At 50.8% G+C, this 17,761-nt stretch carries 21 protein-coding genes; 20 read left to right on the forward strand and 1 reads right to left on the reverse strand.

Annotated elements, in window-relative coordinates:
* Nucleotides 1–10 precede the first annotated feature (10 nt).
* The 8 genes from BLU12_RS00950 (at nt 11) to coaD (ending at nt 6,600) form a co-directional block, all read left to right on the forward strand.
* Nucleotides 11–814 carry a YidC/Oxa1 family membrane protein insertase gene (locus BLU12_RS00950; RefSeq protein WP_234945350.1) on the forward strand — a complete coding sequence of 268 codons (804 nt, stop codon included), beginning with the start codon at nt 11–13 and terminating at the stop codon, nt 812–814.
* Nucleotides 815–838: 24 nt separating this feature from the next.
* A complete protein-coding gene (gene jag, locus BLU12_RS00955) occupies nt 839–1,507 on the forward strand; it encodes an RNA-binding cell elongation regulator Jag/EloR (RefSeq protein WP_057940854.1) in 669 nt (222 codons plus the stop codon).
* A 128-nt stretch (nt 1,508–1,635) separates the two neighbouring features.
* Nucleotides 1,636–1,896: a 30S ribosomal protein S15 gene (rpsO, locus tag BLU12_RS00960; RefSeq protein WP_009201364.1), complete on the forward strand. Its 261-nt coding sequence runs from the start codon at nt 1,636–1,638 to the stop codon at nt 1,894–1,896.
* A gap of 90 nt (nt 1,897–1,986) precedes the next feature.
* Nucleotides 1,987–4,212, forward strand: coding sequence for a polyribonucleotide nucleotidyltransferase (locus BLU12_RS00965; protein WP_091459905.1), 2,226 nt, complete (start codon nt 1,987–1,989; stop codon nt 4,210–4,212).
* A gap of 19 nt (nt 4,213–4,231) precedes the next feature.
* On the forward strand, nt 4,232–4,669 hold the full coding sequence (gene dut / locus BLU12_RS00970) for a dUTP diphosphatase (RefSeq protein WP_091459907.1): 438 nt from the start codon (nt 4,232–4,234) through the stop codon (nt 4,667–4,669).
* Nucleotides 4,670–4,682: 13 nt separating this feature from the next.
* A complete protein-coding gene (trmB, locus tag BLU12_RS00975; protein ID WP_091459909.1) occupies nt 4,683–5,621 on the forward strand; it encodes a tRNA (guanosine(46)-N7)-methyltransferase TrmB in 939 nt (312 codons plus the stop codon).
* Nucleotides 5,618–6,109 carry an RsmD family RNA methyltransferase gene (locus BLU12_RS00980; RefSeq protein ID WP_091459911.1) on the forward strand — a complete coding sequence of 164 codons (492 nt, stop codon included), beginning with the start codon at nt 5,618–5,620 and terminating at the stop codon, nt 6,107–6,109. Before trmB ends, BLU12_RS00980 begins: the two co-directional genes overlap by 4 nt.
* The gene (gene coaD / locus BLU12_RS00985) at nt 6,109–6,600 is read left to right on the forward strand and encodes a pantetheine-phosphate adenylyltransferase (protein WP_009201359.1); all 492 of its coding nucleotides are present in this window, start codon (nt 6,109–6,111) and stop codon (nt 6,598–6,600) included. The genes BLU12_RS00980 and coaD overlap by 1 nt, the downstream gene beginning before the upstream one ends.
* Here coaD and BLU12_RS00990 read toward each other — a convergent pair.
* A complete protein-coding gene (locus tag BLU12_RS00990) occupies nt 6,593–7,801 on the reverse strand; it encodes a tRNA(Met) cytidine acetate ligase (protein WP_091459913.1) in 1,209 nt (402 codons plus the stop codon). The two genes, coaD and BLU12_RS00990, sit on opposite strands and share 8 nt — an antisense overlap.
* Before the next feature lie 49 nt (nt 7,802–7,850).
* On the opposite strand from BLU12_RS00990, the gene BLU12_RS00995 reads away from it, so the two are divergent.
* From BLU12_RS00995 to pyrR, 12 genes are all read left to right on the forward strand, one after another.
* Complete coding sequence (locus tag BLU12_RS00995) at nt 7,851–9,056, forward strand: acetate/propionate family kinase (protein WP_091459914.1); 1,206 nt, start codon at nt 7,851–7,853, stop codon at nt 9,054–9,056.
* A 46-nt stretch (nt 9,057–9,102) separates the two neighbouring features.
* Nucleotides 9,103–9,729, forward strand: coding sequence for a YceD family protein (locus tag BLU12_RS01000; protein WP_091459916.1), 627 nt, complete (start codon nt 9,103–9,105; stop codon nt 9,727–9,729).
* Entirely contained in the window at nt 9,686–9,883 is a 198-nt protein-coding gene (gene rpmF / locus BLU12_RS01005) for a 50S ribosomal protein L32 (protein WP_040348110.1), read from the forward strand. Before BLU12_RS01000 ends, rpmF begins: the two co-directional genes overlap by 44 nt.
* A 147-nt stretch (nt 9,884–10,030) precedes the next feature.
* Nucleotides 10,031–10,597 carry a transcription factor FapR gene (fapR, locus tag BLU12_RS01010; protein ID WP_009201355.1) on the forward strand — a complete coding sequence of 189 codons (567 nt, stop codon included), beginning with the start codon at nt 10,031–10,033 and terminating at the stop codon, nt 10,595–10,597.
* A 56-nt stretch (nt 10,598–10,653) separates the two neighbouring features.
* The gene (gene plsX, locus BLU12_RS01015; protein ID WP_091459918.1) at nt 10,654–11,655 is read left to right on the forward strand and encodes a phosphate acyltransferase PlsX; all 1,002 of its coding nucleotides are present in this window, start codon (nt 10,654–10,656) and stop codon (nt 11,653–11,655) included.
* A gap of 1 nt (nt 11,656) precedes the next feature.
* Nucleotides 11,657–12,655: a beta-ketoacyl-ACP synthase III gene (locus BLU12_RS01020; protein ID WP_091459920.1), complete on the forward strand. Its 999-nt coding sequence runs from the start codon at nt 11,657–11,659 to the stop codon at nt 12,653–12,655.
* 11 nt (nt 12,656–12,666) lie between these two features.
* A complete protein-coding gene (gene fabK / locus BLU12_RS01025) occupies nt 12,667–13,614 on the forward strand; it encodes an enoyl-[acyl-carrier-protein] reductase FabK (RefSeq protein ID WP_091460076.1) in 948 nt (315 codons plus the stop codon).
* Nucleotides 13,615–13,637: 23 nt separating this feature from the next.
* Nucleotides 13,638–14,591 (forward strand): ACP S-malonyltransferase, encoded by a 954-nt coding sequence (fabD, locus tag BLU12_RS01030; RefSeq protein ID WP_091459921.1) that lies wholly within the window; start codon nt 13,638–13,640, stop codon nt 14,589–14,591.
* Nucleotides 14,588–15,334, forward strand: coding sequence for a 3-oxoacyl-[acyl-carrier-protein] reductase (fabG, locus tag BLU12_RS01035; RefSeq protein WP_091459923.1), 747 nt, complete (start codon nt 14,588–14,590; stop codon nt 15,332–15,334). Before fabD ends, fabG begins: the two co-directional genes overlap by 4 nt.
* A 24-nt stretch (nt 15,335–15,358) precedes the next feature.
* Nucleotides 15,359–15,610, forward strand: coding sequence for an acyl carrier protein (gene acpP, locus BLU12_RS01040; protein ID WP_009201349.1), 252 nt, complete (start codon nt 15,359–15,361; stop codon nt 15,608–15,610).
* A 66-nt stretch (nt 15,611–15,676) separates the two neighbouring features.
* Nucleotides 15,677–16,915 carry a beta-ketoacyl-ACP synthase II gene (fabF, locus tag BLU12_RS01045; RefSeq protein ID WP_091459925.1) on the forward strand — a complete coding sequence of 413 codons (1,239 nt, stop codon included), beginning with the start codon at nt 15,677–15,679 and terminating at the stop codon, nt 16,913–16,915.
* A gap of 303 nt (nt 16,916–17,218) precedes the next feature.
* Nucleotides 17,219–17,758, forward strand: a complete 540-nt coding sequence (gene pyrR / locus BLU12_RS01050) for a bifunctional pyr operon transcriptional regulator/uracil phosphoribosyltransferase PyrR (RefSeq protein WP_091459926.1) — start codon at nt 17,219–17,221, stop codon at nt 17,756–17,758.
* The last annotated feature ends 3 nt before the right edge of the window (nt 17,759–17,761 follow it).

Consider the following 17,761-nt stretch of genomic DNA (forward strand, 5'->3'; position numbering starts at 1 on the left):
TGAACGTATAGTGGGTTCTTTGTGGCAATTGGGTACTGATTTAATGTTGGGGGTTCTCAACTTCTTTTACGAGATCAGCAATTCTTACGGAATAGCCATAATTCTTTTGACTATCTTGATCAGGATTTTGCTGTACCCGCTCTCCCATAAACAGCTTGTCAGCATGAAGAAGATGCAGCAAATTCAGCCACGTCTGAAGACCTTGCAGGAGAAGTACAAGGACGACAGACAGAAGTTAAACCAGGAGGTGATGAAGCTATATAAGGAATACGGCGTGAATCCGGCGGCGGGCTGTTTGCCCCTCCTTGTGCAGCTTCCCATCCTCATACTTCTTTTCAGGGTTATAATGAATTATGATTTTGGAGAAGAGTTCTTCGTCGGCGTATCTTTAAAGCATTCGCTTTTAGCCCTAATGAGCCAGGCCCTTGGCGCTTCGGAGACGGCAAGGGCGGGAATAACGACCGTCTTGGGAGCAGTCGCTTCAAATCCTGCAGGCCTTTTAAACTTTGGAATATACGGAGGCACTTTGTTGCTCTGGTTGGGAGTGGGCTTTGTTACTTGGTTTCAACAGAAGATGACCACAAGTTCGGCGGCGAGCGAGCAGATGGCCTTCATGGGCTGGTTCATGCCCCTCTTTATGATGTTTATATGTTTGAGCCTTCCTGGAGGCGTCCTCCTATACTGGGGTGTTTCCTCGCTAATAGGAGTTGTCCAGCAGGCGTGGGTGCAGCGCAGGGCCTCGGTTGAAGGTGCCAAAAAGCCGGTGTTGTATAAGGAAAAGCCCCGTTCGGCAGAAAAACCGAAGGATCTTTAAGGAGAAAGGTAGGGCGATTATCCCTTGAGCGAAGAAAAAGGTGTTATTGTCATAGAGGCCTCTTCGCTGGAAGAGGCAAAAGTTATTGCTGCGCAGGAGTGGGGAATAAGCCCGGGAGATGTGGTAGTTAATCTGGTCGAGGAGGAAAAAAAGTTATTCGGAATCTTGGGCAAGCGCCTGAAGGTCGAGGTCAGGCCCCTTTACCCTCTGGATTTGATCAGGGCGCAAAAGATGCTGGGCGAATTGTTGAAGAAGATGGATTTAAATGTCTCTCTTTCGCTAACGGAGGATAATACGATAAATATAAGCGGCGGCGACGCAGGAATTGTGATCGGCAGGTACGGGGAGACCTTGAGGGCCCTGGAGCATCTGATCAACCTCATGCTCAATCGGAATATGGATTCGAACTTCAAAGTGCTGCTTGACAGCGACGGATACAGGACCAGGCGGGAGGAGAGCATAAAGCGGATAGCGACGTCGGCGGCAAGAAAGGCCTTGAGCAGGAGAAAGCCAGTGGGATTGCAACCAATGTCCAGCTGGGAGCGTAAGGTGGTCCATATGGCGCTTCAATCCATGGACGAGGTGGAGACGCGCTCCGTGGGGCAGGAGCCCAGACGTAGGGTGATAGTATCTCCGAAACCGACGTCGGCCCGAAAAAAAGAGGGAGCAAGAAGGAATTTCAAGGCCGATTAGCCGCTAAGCGAATGGCCCAAAGGCTTGCGACCCTCAAATTGTAGTGATAATATGTAAATACCCTCGACTAGGTAAGTACGGGAGACGTCTTTCTTGGTCGGGGGAATTTTCAGTGAGGTGATAGTGCGATGGAAGAGTGGAAGCAAAAGATCATCGAGGAGTTCAAAACTCACGACGCCGATACGGGTTCGCCCGAGGTGCAGGTGGCCATATTGACCTACAGGATTCGTTACCTTACGGAGCACCTGAAGGTACATAAAAAGGATTTTCACTCCAGAAGAGGTCTCCTGAAAATGGTCGGAAAGCGGAGGAAGCTCCTTAAGTATCTGCAGGAGAAGGATTTTAACAGGTATAAAAGGCTTATAGAAAGGCTGGGGTTGCGCCGATAAAGGGGCATAAAGGCGAGGATATCCTCGCCTTTAAATTGCTCGGGCGTTTCGTGAGCTTAACGTTTGAGACAATGGGAGGAAAACGGGAGGATGAATGAAGATAAATGCTTTGAGGTAGAGATAGGGGGCAGAACCCTCGTATTTTCGACGGGGCACCTTGCGAAACAGGCTAATGGCGCCGTTTATGCCCGTTACGGGGATACGGCGGTATTGGTCACGGCCTGCATGGAAGACGAGCCCCGCGAGGATGTGGACTTCTTCCCTCTGATAGTTGATTACGAGGAGAGGTTTTATGCCGCGGGCAAAATACCCGGCGGATTCATTAAAAGGGAGGGCAAGCCGTCGGAATCAGCGATTTTGAGTGCCAGACTCGTCGACAGATCCATAAGGTCGCTCTTTCCAGAACACATGAAAAACGACGTACACGTCGTTGCTACGATCCTATCGGTGGATCAGACGAACCCACCCGATGTGTTGGCCATAAACGCTGCGTCTGCCGCTTTGGCCATTTCCGATATTCCTTGGGACGGCCCCGTGGGTGCCGTGCGGGTAGGTTACATCGACGGCTCTTTGGTGATCAACCCGGTGGAGGAGGATATGCAAAACAGCACTCTCGATCTGGTCGTGACGGGGCATAAAGAAGGCATCACCATGGTCGAAGGAGGTGCCGGCGAAGTTCCAGAAGAGGTATTGGTCGACGCACTGGAGCTGGCTCAGCAGGAAATAAGGCGCCTGGTGGATTTTCAGCTCAAGATGAGGGAAGAGGTCGGCAAGCCAAAATGTGAGATCCCAGCTCCCCAAGAGGTACCCGAGATAGATGAGTGCATCAAGACTGACCACTACGGTGAAATATACGAAGCCGTCAAAATACACGCCAAAAAAGAGCGAAGCGATGCCATTAAGGCGATAAAGGAAAAGGTCTGGGAGAAGTTTAAAGATACCTATCCGGAGCAGGAAAGTTACGTCTCCAATGTTATTACCAAATACGTCAAGAAAGCGATGCGCTCTCTGATATTGGACGAAGGGCTGAGGGCCGACGGCAGGGCCATGGACGAGCTCCGCCCCATTTCCTGTGAGGTTTCACTGTTGCCCAGGGCCCACGGATCGGCCGTCTTTACCAGGGGCGAAACCCAGGCTATGGTGGTTACAACTCTTGGAATGTTCGGGGAGGACGAACAGATTTTGGATGGCCTAAAGTTGGATGAGCCTCCTAAGCGCTTTATGTTGCACTACAACTTTCCTCCCTTTTCGGTTGGAGAGGTCCGCCCCATGCGGGGGCCCGGAAGGCGCGAGATAGGTCACGGCGCTTTGGCCGAGAGGGCAGTAAAACCTCTGATTCCTGATGAATCGCAATTTCCCTATATTATTAGGGTAGTTTCGGACATACTCGAGTCCAACGGATCGAGCTCAATGGCCAGTGTCTGTGGCGCTTCCATGTCCCTCATGGATGCGGGCGTTCCTATAGCGAAAAGCGTGGCAGGCATAGCCATGGGCCTCATAAAGGAAGGGGATAAATACGCCATTCTGACGGATATCCAGGGACTTGAGGATCACTACGGAGATATGGACTTCAAAGTTGCAGGGACCCGCGACGGCGTCACGGCCCTTCAGATGGACAACAAGGCGGGCGGCATTACCAGGGAGATATTGGTCCAGGCATTGGATCAGGCTAAAAGAGGAAGGCTTCAAATCCTCGATATAATGGAAAAGGCGATAGATCGCCCGAGAGACGAGCTTTCTCAATACGCCCCACGCATATACACCATGAACATAGATTCTGACAAGATCAGGGATGTCATAGGGCCCGGAGGAAAGACCATCAGAAGTATCGTTCAGAAGACGGGTGTGAAGATAGACATAGCGGACGACGGCGTGGTCCATATCGCAGCTTCTTCCGAATCGGCGGCAAACGAAGCCATGTCAATAATAAAGTCCTTAACGAAGGACGTCGAGACGGGAGAGGTGTACATCGGAAAGGTGACGAGGCTGACGAATTTCGGAGCCTTCATCGAGCTGCTTCCGGGCAAGGAAGGCCTGCTTCACATAAGCGAAGTCAGTACGTCCCATGTGCCCAAGATAGAGGACATATTTAAAGTCGGAGACCGCGTTTTGGTCGTCGTAAAGGAGATCGATGAGCTTGGACGTGTGAACCTGAGCAGGAAGAGGATAATGGAAAATCCCGACGATTACCCCCTCGATCCCGACATGCAGACCTTCTTGGAGGAAGAGAGGAAGAGAGATTCCTCGCTGGCGCCCAAGAAGAGGGAAAACGACAAGGGGCAGACGCGTCATCCAAGACATAAAAGGGAGCAATAGAAAATTGAGGAGAGATACCTTGAAAGTCAAAGTACTTCGTAAGGGCAATGCCACTAAGTTCGATCTTCCCGACTACATGACGCCTTCCTCTTCGGGCGTAGATTTGAGGGCAGCGGAGGAGAAAGTGATTGAGCCGGGACGTTGGGCTTTGGTGGGCACGGGACTTTACCTTGAGATACCGGTCGGCTATGAGGCGCAGGTAAGGCCCCGTAGCGGCCTTGCCCTGAAACACGGGGTGACCGTTTTAAACGCTCCCGGAACGATAGATGCCGATTATAGAGGTGAAGTGGGCGTCATTTTAGTTAATTTAAGCGACAATCCCTTCGAGGTAAAAGTAGGAGACAGAATTGCACAGCTCGTCATCACTTTCGTGGCAAGGGCGGAATTTGAAGAAGCAGGTGGGTTGACCGCCACGGAGCGGGGTGCCGGCGGCTTTGGAAGTACCGGCTTAAAGTAAAGGGGCTGTTTGTATGTCTTGGGCTTTGGACAAGGTCATACTTTCTCCCGACTCCGCGCGCCTTTTTCGTAGAGAAGAGCTTCCGCGACGGGGGACCATTTTCGCTGAGATAGGTTTTGGTAACGGCGACTTTTTGCTGAATTTGGCGTCAGCCCGGAGGGATGCTCTTTGCGTCGGGATAGAGGTTTCGCTTACATCTCTTCTTAAGGCAGCGAGAAAGGTGCTTAGAGGAGGAATTGATAACGTCAAACTGCTCAATGGTGACGGCAGCTTCTTGCTTAGGGAATTCTTCCTGCCCGAAAGGGTGGAGGGAGTTTTCGTAAATTTTCCCTGCCCCTGGCCGAAGAAAAGGCATTCTAAGAGGCGGTTGATCAATTCTCTTTTCGCAGATAATCTCGCGGGAGCCCTCAAAATAGGGGGTTTCTTTGAGCTGGCAAGCGACGAAAAGTGGTTCGTGGATGAGGCAAGGGGCTGTCTTCTTGAAAATAAAGCCCTGGAAGTCGGAGAAATCCAACGTAACTTAGGTGGACCGATAGGGACCAAATACGAACAAAAGTGGATATCCTTAGGCAAATCGATTTACAGACTTAGGGCAACTAAAGTAAGTTTCTTCAGGACAACTTCGATCGTCGATTGGGAGGAAGTTGCGTTGGACATCAATAAGGAAATGCCCAAGGGGTGGCAGATGGGCAAACTGGGTTTCATGACGAATAAAGCAGGGGGAGACGATCGATTCAAATGGGCTTTCAAGGACGCTTTCTTAGGCGACGACGGAACGGGACTTTTGCAGGTTATAACAGCGGATGACGGCTTTCAGCAAAAGTTTTACGTCAGAGTCATACCCCGCGAAAATTCCGTCTTGATAAAGCTCGATGATGCTTCTACCGTTTACAGGACGCCTGCCGTCAAGGGGGCCTTTAAAGCCCTCGCCGAGGAGATTGGAAAACTTTGAGAAAGACCACCGGAAAGGTCTTGCAAGCTCTCTTTAATTCCCTGGGCGATATGCGGGGGAAGGCCTTTTTGGACCTTTTTTCGGGAAGCGGACAGGTTGCCGATGAGGCTTGGAGGAGGGGTGCAAGGCCCGTCGTAGCTGTGGAAGCGGATCGCAGGCTCTGCAGCGCCTTAAGGGCAATTGCGGAGGGTAAAGAGGAATTTAAAATTTTTTGCCTCGATGTTAGGAGAGCCTTGCCCAACCTGAAGAAGAAAGAATACAGCTTTTCCGTCGCATTCGCCGATCCTCCTTATGAGCAGGGTTGGGTAGCGGAGTTGCTCTCCCTTTTTCTCAAGTATGGCGACCTCTTGGGGCGCGACTCTTTGCTCGTGATCGAACGGTCGAAGAGGGAGGAGATACCCTTTCCATTAGAAGGTTGGGAGCTGTCCAGGGAAAGGAACTATGGCGATACCGTGTTGTCCTTTTTGAAGAAAAAGGAGGATTTATAGTGCTCAAGGCTGTTTATCCCGGCTCTTTCGATCCTATAACTAACGGGCACCTCTACGTGGCGGAAAGGGCTGCAGCCCTTTTTGACGAATTGGTTTTGGCCATATTGGTGAACCCCCAAAAGAAGTCCACCTTCACGGTAGAGGAAAGGAAGACCATGGCTCGTGAGGCTTTAAGCCACGTATCCAACGTGAGGGTCAAAAGTTTCGAGGGCCTTTTGGTGGATTTCATGAGGCAGGAACGCTGCAGGGTGATCATCAGAGGATTGAGAGCGCTCTCTGATTTCGAGTACGAATTCCAGATGGCCCTTATGAACAGGGAGCTGGCGCCTGAGATCGAGACCATATTTATCGTCACAGACGCTCAATATTCCTATCTTTCCAGCAGTGCCGTGAAGGAGGTCTTTCAGTTCGGCGGATCTGTCCAGGGCATGGTTCCGCCCGGCGTTTACAGGAGGCTGCGAGAGAGGTTTCCGCCCAAGGACCTCATATGATAACGGGCTTTTGGACGATCTCCCTTCTCCTTTGAGGAAAGTTGCAAAGCATTTCCCAAATTTCCGTGGCCCTGTACTCGAAGTCCATTATCGTTTCGCCGTAGGCGGAAGGTATATGCCTTGGTTTGTCTATAACGGGAAGTTTTGCCCTGTCTTTCATCTTCTTTAAAAGGCGTCTTCCTCTGTCGTCGAAACCCAGGACTCGAATATAGGGAACGGATAGTCTTTGGACCGCCACATTCGTCCAGTGGTCGTAGGAAAGTAGGATGTGGATTAAATGCCGCTGCACCCGAGCTTTGGGGTATCTTTTTGTGGCGACCTTTTCCACAAGCTCCTCCAAGTTTGAGGATCTTTTCGCGGCTTCGATAATTCTGTTTTCGATTCCCTCCCTTATCTCGGCCGTATGGAATATTTCATCTTTAGAGGACCTGAGACAGGATGATACTATCATCCTGAATAAAAGATCGTCATCTATGGCACATCTTCCTCTTTCGAAGGCATTTTTTAATATTGAAAAAGTGCTTTCCGGGACCTGGGCGATTATCCCGTCTAGGCCCTTCGATTTGACCGCCTTTCTTATTGCAGTAGCGCTTGCGAGGTCGGACAGTGTCTCGTCGAGATATCTTCTTCCGATTCTTTTTACGGGAAGCGGCGTCAGAGCGTAGCCTTTTTGCGCGATCCTCATTATGTAGCCTATGGCCAGAATGTTGTTGGATTGGGACAGAAGTTCGCCTGAGCCAGGTATAATGTCCTCCATCGCGAGGGAGCGGGCCTCGACGAAGGAATTTCCGCAGTTAAGATATTGTCTCAATTTTTCCTTGAAAGATGGCGGTTCCTCGATTAATATATCGATGACGCTTTTTAGTGAATGGAAAGACGTTTCCTCCATTCCAAAGGATATATGGGTGACCAAACCAGTGGAAGCAAGCAGGTCCACTCCTGCGGAGCAGAAGACGCCGGCGTTGTGGCAGGAAAAGGCGGAGGGCAATTCCAATATCAGGTTTGCTCCTTGCAACAGAGCCATTTTTGCGCGTACCCATTTATCGACCATTGAGGGTTCTCCCCTCTGGACGAAATTGGAAGAAAGGGCCACAATGACGTCGCTCGCCCCCGTGATCTCGAGGGCTTTGTCTATGTGATATAAGTGTCCGTTGTGAAAGGGGTTGTATTCGGCCACTATTCCTAAAACTTTTTCTCTCATCGAATCGACCTCTTCTAAATTATAAATTATTTGAGGGGGGTTCTGTAAATTGAAAATTCTGGTTCTAAACTGTGGTAGTTCTTCTTTGAAATATCAGTTGTTCGACATGCCTCAGGAGAGGGTGGCTGCCAAGGGTTTGGTCGAAAGGATTGGCATCGAAGGCTCCAGGATAAAACACACCAAGACGGATTCGAACACGACGGTAAAGGATGCAAATATACCCAATCACAAAGTCGCACTCAAGTATGTCGTGGACCTTCTTTTGGATGGCGATGCAGGGGTAATGAAAAGCTTAAGCGAGCTTGGCGCTGCAGGACATCGCGTCGTCCACGGGGGAGAAAAGTTCGCCTCTTCGGTGGTCATAGACGATGATGTTATTCAAGCCATAGACGAATGCGTCCCCCTCGCTCCGCTGCACAACCCGGCAAACCTGACGGGGATAAAGGCGATGAAGGAGCTCCTTCCCGAACTTCCGCAGGTCGCCGTTTTCGATACGGCCTTTCATCAGACGATGCCCCAAAAGGCCTACATGTACGGCCTTCCCTACAGATATTATACGACTTACAAGGGTCGCCGGTACGGGTTTCACGGAACGAGCCATTACTACGTTGCCCACAGGACGGCAGAGCTCATGGGAAAACCAATTGAAGAATTGAGGATCGTCACCTGCCATCTGGGGAACGGAAGCTCCATTACTGCGGTGAATGGGGGAGTATCCGTGGACACCTCTTTAGGCTTTGGGACTGTTCCCGGCATCATAATGGGCACCAGGAGCGGCGATGTGGATCCCACTCTTCTTTTGCATATAATGGAACAAGAAGGGATGAGCCCGTCCGAAATGAGCCACGTCCTTCATAAGGAAAGCGGATTTTGGGGGTTGAGCGGTATAAGCAGCGACCTTCGCGATATAGAAGAAGCCATGGAAAAGGGGAACGAAAGGGCCACTTTGGTAATGGAAATGCTAGTTTATGGCATAGCGAAATTCGTAGGAGCCTACGCTGCAGCGATGAAGGGCTTGGATGCCGTTGCTTTTACTGCAGGCATAGGCGAAAACAGCCCCATCGTCAGGGAAAAAGTGTGCGAATACCTGAGCTTTCTAGGTCTTAAATTCGACAGGGCCGAAAATGAAGCGTTGATCAGAGGTAAGGAGGGTTATATTAGCACAAAGGATTCGCCCGTGAAGGCCCTCGTGGTGCCAACCAACGAGGAACTCGTCATCGCAAGGGATACCTTTAAGCTGATCGACAACAGGTAAAGCAATATCTTTTGGGGATCTCCAATCCCCGGGAGGAAGGATATTTTTGGAGGATAAATTGGATCTGCATTGTTTTTTAAATCTCGAGGACATAAAGAAGGGAGAAATCTTCAGCACGTCGGTATCGTTCGATGAAGCCGACAACACTATCAGTTACTGGGGGCAGGAATACCTTTTAAAATTTCCACTGACCTTCGATGTGAAGGCTCATTGGGCAAACGAGGAATTGAGGGTTGACCTGGAAACGACCTTCAGGGTAGAGGTTCCCTGCGCCAGATGTCTTAAACCCGTATTATTGGATATTTCCGAAGGATATGAATACATATACACCCTGAGAAAACCAAGCTTTGAACCCGACCACGAACTGACCGAGGAAGAAATGTCAATGGTGCATATTAAATTTTGGCCTACGCATCTTGACTTGAGCCCCCAGTTATGGGAGAGTATTATCCTGTCTTTGCCCTCTGTCGCCCTTTGCGATCCCGATTGCAGGGGGCTCTGTCCTCATTGCGGCAAAGACCTGAATGTCGATTCCTGTGACTGTGCTTTCCGTGAGGTTGATCCTCGCCTGGAAGCGTTGAAGAAGGCAAAGATTTCGCTAAGCGGTCTCGAAAGGAGGAAAGAAAGAGATGGCCATCCCAAAAAGAAAGGTGTCTCACGCAAAGACGGCTAAAAGATACGCCCAATGGATTAAGAGTCTAAAGGGACCCGAGCTGACTATCTGTCCCCATTGCTCTGAAGTCGTGATGACTTATAGGGCCTGTCCTGAATGCGGATACTATAGGGGGCGTTCTGTAGGAAAGCTAGCCAAAAAAGAAGAAGAGTAGAAATCGATCGTCTAAAATACAGGGGAAAGGAATCTTTCCCCTGTTATTTTTTATTAAAGGGCAGTCTTGACCGACGCAGAAGATTGTTTTATAGTACCTTTACCACCAGTTATTAAGACCAGATATTAAGTTTCGGAGGTCGATTTCGTGTCAACATCGGGCGACAGGAAGCGTCGGCACCAGAGGATTTTGAAGCTTTTAAGGGAAAACCCCCTGCTCACTGACGAAGCTTTGGCTAATGCCCTGGGAGTTTCTTTGAGTACTGTCAGGCTGGACAGGGCACTTCTGGGGATCCCGGAGTTCAGGGAGAGAATGAGAAAAATGGCCGAAGAGGCGACAAGCAGGTTGAGATCCCTGAGGTACGATGAAGTGGTGGGGGAATTGGTGGAGCTTCAGCCTAACAAACTGGCCCTGTCGGTACTTCAGACCACCGGAGATATGGCCTTTCGCGATACCGACCTGGTAGCCGATCACCACATTTATGCTCAGGCGACCTCTCTAGCGATCGCGGTAGTGGAGGCCGATTACGTGATAACCGCTTCGGCTCACATAAGATACAAGGTTCCAGCCCGTGTCGGCGATATGCTGGTGGCGAGGGCCAAGGTGGGGACCCACAAGCAGAATAAATACATAGTAAGCGTCAGAACGAAGGTCGAGGGGAAAGAAATTTTCATTGGCAGGTTCATCGTTGCAGCTCTTGAAAACTACCCCTAAAAAAGGGTAAAACATAAAAACAAGTGTAGAGAGTTCGACCGATAGGGGTGAGTGTTTTGATCTTGGCATTAGATGCTATGGGAGGAGATCATGCTCCCGGTGAAGTGTGTAAGGGGGCGTTGGCAGCTTGCTCCAAATACCCCGACCTCGAAGTGGTGTTGGTGGGAGACGGCAGCCAAATAGAAATGTCGATACAGGGCGCGGAGCCTTTTGTAACGAAAAGGATTCATATCGTTCATACTGATGAATTCATTACCATGGGCGAATCCCCAACAGTGGCTTTCAGAAAGAAAAAAAAGGCCAGCATTAGGATGGTAATGGATATGGTGAAAAGCGGTGATGCTCAGGGGTGCATATCGGCGGGCAATACTGGAGCGGTCGTGGCCGGGGGCGTGTTAATTTTGGGCAGAATTGAGGGCATAGACAGGCCCGGCTTAGGAGTTCCCATACCGTTGCCCAACAGGATTACCCTTCTTATAGATGTTGGGGCAACAGTTCGCTGTAAGCCCATTAACCTCTATCAGTTCGCCATCATGGGGGATATCTACATGAAGAATACCTTGGGTGTCAAATCCCCCGTCGTCGCTTTGCTCTCCAATGGCGAAGAGGAGATAAAAGGCGATGAGGTCGTCTGCGAAGCCAGGAACATGTTGGCCGGAGGCAACATGGAGTTTATGGGATATGTGGAAGGCAAGGACATACCCTTGGGAGTGGCCGATGTGGTTGTTTGCGACGGCTTTACGGGAAACGTGTTGTTGAAGTTCATCGAAGGCGTGGGCGAAGCGTTGTATAAGTTGTTAAAAGAAGAGATGGAACAACGGGTTCTCCCTAAAGTCGGATTTCTTTTTTTATTGCCCATGCTCAAGGAGATTTGGGGGCGTTTCGACTACGAAAAATATGGCGGGACCCCTCTGCTCGGCGTTAACGGAGTGGTCATAAAGGCCCACGGACGGTCGAAAGCGAGGGCCATTGACAACGCATTGAAGGTCGCCAGGGATTTTGCAAATCATCGTGGCGTTGATTTGATTAGAGACGGCTTGGATCGAGGAGGGATGTAGTGTGGGTGTTTTTAACGGAAGGCCGGTATCCCTATTGGGTAGCGGCATGTACGTTCCCGAGAAGGTCTTGACCAATAAAGACCTCGAGAAAATTGTTGATACTAACGACGAATGGATCAGGACGCGCACAGGCATCGTTGAGCGGAGGGTCGCATCCGACGATCAGGTCACCAGCGATTTAGCTTACCTGGCGGCCCTCGAGGCCTTGAGGTCATGTTCCCTTAGTCCTGAAGATTTAGATATGGTTATCGTGGCGACAAATACGCCCGACACCATATTTCCTTCGGTGGCTGCCAAAGTTCAGGGGAAGTTAGCCGCCACAAAAGCGGGAGCAAGCGACATACAGTCCGGTTGCACCAGCAGCGTTTACGCTCTCACTTATGCAGCTGCAGGCATAGCTTCGTTTCTCTGGGAGAGAGTACTGGTGATAGGGGCCGAAATTTTGACGAGGCTGCTTAATTGGGAGGACAGGTCTACCTGCGTTTTATTTGGTGATGGCGCCGGAGCTGTCGTTTTGGGAGTTAGTCCTGACGGCAAAAACAGGGTGATATCGGCTTCCCTAAGAAGCGATGGCACGAAAAGCGACCTGATCATTTTGCCCGGAGGTTTGGTGGAATGCCCCGCCTCGGTAGAGATGATAGAGAAAAAATTACATACGATTCATATGAAGGGCAACGATGTGTTCAAGTTCGTGAACAAGGAATTGCCGCCCTTTTTGTCGGAGTTCTGCGATGAATCGGGATTAGCTCTTGACGATGTGGACTGGTGGATATTTCATCAAGCAAACTACCGGATCGTGGAAAGCGTACTGAGGCGCCTCGGCGTTTCCATGGATAAAGCTATACTGAACGTGGATAAGTACGGAAACACCTCCTCAGCCTCCGTTTTTCTGGCCTTTCATGAGGCCATGGCAGAGGGAAAGGTGAAGAGGGGAGACAAGGTAGTCATGGTGAGCTTCGGGTCGGGGATGACCTATGGGGCTACATTGATAGAGGTATGAGGTGTATGAGGATGTTTAAAAATACGAGAATTCAAGAACTGCTTGGATTGGAGTACCCCATTTTTCAGGGCGGTATGGCCTGGGTCGCCAATGCCGATCTGGCTGCCGCAGTGAGCAATGGAGGAGGGCTCGGCGTCATAGCTGCGGGGAACATGCCTCCTGAATTGTTGGACAGGGAGATAAAGAGGGCAAAAAGCATGACAGACAGGCCTTTTGCCGTTAACATAATGCTCATGTCCCCCACGGCAGAAGCCGCAATTGAGGTGGTCGCCGAAAATCGCGTTCCCGTGGTGACTACCGGAGCCGGCAGCCCCGGGAAGGTGATAGAAAGGCTGAAACCCTTGGGTACCATAATAATACCGGTAATAGCATCGGTAGCCCATGCGAAGAGGGTCGAAAAGCAGGGAGCCGATGCTGTGGTTGCCGAAGGAACCGAGGCCGGAGGCCATATAGGCGAGCTAACGACAATGGTCCTCGTCCCTCAGGTGGCAGATGCCATTAGCATTCCCGTCGTTGCCGCAGGCGGCATAGCCGACGGACGTGGCGTCGTTGCAGCCTTTGCCCTTGGGGCCGAGGGCGTGCAGGTAGGGACGCGTTTCGTCTGCGCCGTCGAAAGCCCTGCCCATGAGGCCTACAAGCGCATGATCATCGAGGCCACTGACAGGTCTACCGTCGTTACAGGACGCACGACGGGCCATCCCGTGAGGTGTATTAAGAACAAATTGACGAAAAGGTTCGAGGAAATGGAAACAGCAGGAGTCAGCCTGGAAGAGCTGGAGGCGTTTGGAGCGGGAAAGCTCAGGGCAGCAGTGATGGAGGGCGACGTGGAGTGGGGGTCGGTGATGGCCGGCCAATCCGCCGGTCTGGTCAAAAAGGTTCAGCCCGCTGCAGAGATCATCAAAGAACTTTTTAGCGACGCCGAAAGGGTCCTTCGAGGCCTCGAAAATCGTTTAGAGTAAAAGTGGAAGAGAGGTGAAATTCCTTGGCATATGCGTTCGTTTTTCCGGGCCAGGGTGTCCAGGAAGTGGGCATGGGAAGGGAGTTTTACGACGAATTTACCGTCTCCAGGGAGATGTTCTTGCGAGCCGACGAAGCCCTTGGCTTTCCTCTTAGCAGGGTCATATTTGAGGGCCCCGAAGAGGAATTGACCAAGACAGAGTTCGCCCAGCCGGCTATCCTGACCGTCTCTATTGCCGCCTTCGAAGCGCTGAAGTCCATGCGGAAAGAGTTGGATCCCTCCTTCGTTGCCGGTCACAGCTTAGGGGAGTATACGGCCCTGGTCGCTTCGGGCGCCTTAAAACTTGAGGATGGAGTAAGGCTCGTCAATATTCGCGGCAAGCTCATGCAGCAGGCCGTTCCTCTTGGCGTCGGTGCCATGGCTGCCATCATCGGACTGGACAAGGAAACGGTCGAAGAAATATGTAGCCTAGCCTCGACGGCCGAATCTTTTTGTGAGCCTGCAAATTACAATTCGCCCCAACAGATCGTCCTCTCCGGACATACCGAAGCGGTAAATCGCGCTATAGTACTGGCCAAGGAGAGAAAGGCAAAAAGGGCTGTTCCGTTAAAGGTAAGTGCCCCTTTCCACTCCTCATTGATGCGCCCCGTTGCTGAGGGGTTGAGCGAGGCCTTTAAAAGTTGCGAGTGGAGAAGGCCCAAGTGGCCTGTAGTGGCAAACGTAAACGCCAAACCCCTTGAAAGCGTGGAAGAAATACAGAAGGCCCTGCTCCTTCAAAGCTACAGTCCCGTGTTATGGACCCAGTCGGTGGAGTTCATGAGGGGGGCGGGAGCATATTTCTTCCTGGAGGTCGGCCCCGGCGGAGTGTTGACGGGCTTGATCAAAAAGATCGCTAAAGACGTCAAGGTTTACTCCCTCGATAGCCCGGAAAAATTAAAGGGAGCTCTTGATTTTTTGGGGGGTGCTCAAGTAGAATGACTTCGGTTTGTAAGGTGGTCTTAATAACAGGTGCCAGCAGGGGCATAGGAAGGGCTATTGCACTGAAGATGGGAAGTCTGGGCTATGCCGTTGCATTAAACTGCAGATCCTCGGCAGAACAGGCCGAGGAGGTAGCATCTGAGATAAGAAAGATGAATTCCGAGGCGAGAGTTTTCCTTGCCGACGTAGGGGATGCCAAAAGCGTCAAAGGGATGTTTGAGGCCATCAAAAGGGATCTGGGACCTGTCTCCATCCTGGTCAACAATGCCGGAGTCGTAAGGGACAACATTTTGCTTCGCATGAAGGACGAAGAATGGGATGATGTGTTAAGGGCAGATCTTACCTCTGCTTTCTACTGTACGAGGGAAGCTCTGCGGGATATGGCGAAGGCGAGATGGGGAAGGATAGTATACGTGAGTTCTGTAGTGGGCCTGATGGGAAACGCAGGTCAGTCCAATTACGCTGCAGCCAAGGCCGGGTTGGTGGGTTTTGCCAAAAGCGTTGCCAGGGAGTACGGCCCCAGAGGGGTAACGGCAAACGTGGTAGCGCCGGGGTTCATAGAGACGGATATGACTCAAAAGCTGGGAGACCAATATAGAGAGCAGTTTTTGAGCCGTGTGCCCCTCGGTCGGGCCGGCAGACCGGAGGATGTTGCGAACTTGGTGGCCTTTTTGGTCTCCGATGATGCCGAATACATCACCGGACAGGTCATAGCTGTAGATGGCGGAATGGTCATGCATTAGTATTTTGGAAGGAGGTGAGTAAAGATGAGATTGGAAGAAATCCAGGAAAAACTCAAACAAATAGTAATGGACAGATTAGATGTCGATGAGGATCAGATCACGATGGAAGCCTCCTTCGTGGAGGATTTGGGTGCCGATTCGCTCGATATCGTTGAACTCATCATGGGCATCGAAGAGGAGTTCGATATCGAGATCCCCGACGAAGACGCAGAAAAGCTTACTACCGTCGGAGGAGCATTGGAGTACATTAAGACCAAACTTGGTGTAGAAGAGTAAAGGCATAGGGCTCTTGCAGGTCATCCCGCAAGAGCCTCTACACCACTAATCGAAGGAGTGAACAGCTTGAGAAGAGTGGTGATAACTGGGGTTGGCGTCGTAAGTCCTATCGGAAACAGTAAAGATGAATTCTGGAAGGCCCTTGAGGAGGGTAAAAACGGCGTGGGATATATCACGCTTTTCGACGCCTCCGATTATCCTGTAAGAATAGCTGCCGAAGTGAAGGATTTCGATTCGGGACAGTGGCTTGAAAAAAAGGAAGCCAGAAAAACCGACAGGGTCATACATTTTGCCGTCGCCGCTTCGGATATGGCAATCAAAGACAGCGCTTTGGATTTGAGCATGGAGGATCCGACGAGGGTTGGGGTTTACTTGGGGAGCGGCGAAGGTGGTATAGGAACGAGTTTTCAAAACATCAAGGCCTTGATAGAAAAAGGCCCTAACAAGATTAGCCCCTTTTTCATTCCCATGATGATAAGCAATATGCCCGCAGCTTACGTGGCAATAAGATGCAACGCCAAGGGCCCAAGCCTATGTGCCGTAACAGCCTGCGCCACTGCAACGCATACTATAGGTGAGGCCATATATGCCATTAGGAGGGGAGAAGCCGACGTAATCCTTGCAGGAGGTGCGGAAGCTGCCATTACGCCCGTCGGCGTGGCTGGTTTTGCAGCCATGAAGGCACTGTCTTCCAGGAACGATGACCCCGAGCACGCATCGCGTCCCTTCGATGCAGACCGGGACGGTTTCGTTTTGGGCGAAGGTGCGGGAGTGCTTGTCCTGGAGGAGCTTGAACACGCAAAAAAGAGGAACGCCAAGATATACGGAGAACTTGTAGGTTACGGAAATACCACCGACGCCTATCATATTACCGCTCCGGATCCCGATGGAGCGGGAGCGGTCAGGGCTATGAAGATGGCTATAGCCATGGCGGGTTGGGATCCTGCGGAGGTTGAGCTTATAAATGCCCACGGCACATCCACGCCTTTAAACGATACGATGGAGGCCAAAGCGATCAGAGCCCTTTTCGGGGAGCACACAGATGATATTTTGGTCCATTCCACAAAATCAATGGTGGGACACGGCTTGGGTGCGGCAGGTGTCCTCGAGTTAATCGCTCTGCTGATGGCCCTGGAAAAAGGCGTCGTCCATCCAACCATCAACCTTGAAAAACTTGACGAAGAATGCCCCATCAATGTCGTGGGAAAATCTCCAGTATACAAGAAGATCAGTCGAGCTTTGTCGAACAATTTCGGCTTCGGGGGGCATAATGCCGTTTTGGCAATACAACGTTATGAAGGTTAAACTGCCAGGTTCTCTTTTTAGTTGTCGGACGATCAAGAAGGGAAGATCCGCTCTTGTGCCGAATGTTAAGCATGTGGTCTTCCCTTTTTATTTTTATGTAACTTTTATGCAACCGGTTGCATAAAAGTTTGCCCTCTGATATACTCTCTTCTAAAGGAGATATCTTTTGCGGGGAGGTAAATTATTGTGAAACAAAGACTTGATAATAAAGACAGAGCCCAACGAAGGGGCTGTCTTAAAAAGTTTCGAGAGCTTCCGTGAGGTCTTTTTCATGGAAGCTCTTTTTTTAGGGAGGTGGCGAGAGTGAAAGTCAAGGCTGTAGTGATGGACGAGAAGGAAATGGATCTTACGATAAGAAGGATAGCCCATGAAGTTTTGGAGAAACTTGGCGGCACTGACGAAGCAGTCCTGGTGGGGATCCAAAGAAGAGGGGTATATCTTTCCCACAGGATCAGGGACGTCATTAAGTCCTCGGGTTATAAGGAACTTCCCTGCGGAGAGCTGGATATAACCTTTTACAGGGATGATCTTTCGTTAATGGCCGATCATCCGATGGTGCACAGCACGACCATGCCCGTGGACATAACGGGCAAGGATATAGTGCTGGTTGACGATGTTCTTTTCACGGGAAGGACGGTGAGAGCTGCCCTTGATGCCTTGATGGATATGGGAAGACCGAGGAGGGTTTTGCTGGCCGTTTTAGTGGACCGTGGGCATAGAGAGCTTCCCATTCATCCCGATGTGGTAGGAAGGGTTGTTCCCACTTCAAGGGATGAAGTCGTAGAAGTTTACGTCAGGGAGCTCGACGACAAGGACGGTATAGTCATAGCGGAGAAGGAGTAGGGG

It is taken from the genome of Acetomicrobium thermoterrenum DSM 13490 (assembly GCF_900107215.1).
Classification (GTDB): domain Bacteria; phylum Synergistota; class Synergistia; order Synergistales; family Acetomicrobiaceae; genus Acetomicrobium; species Acetomicrobium thermoterrenum.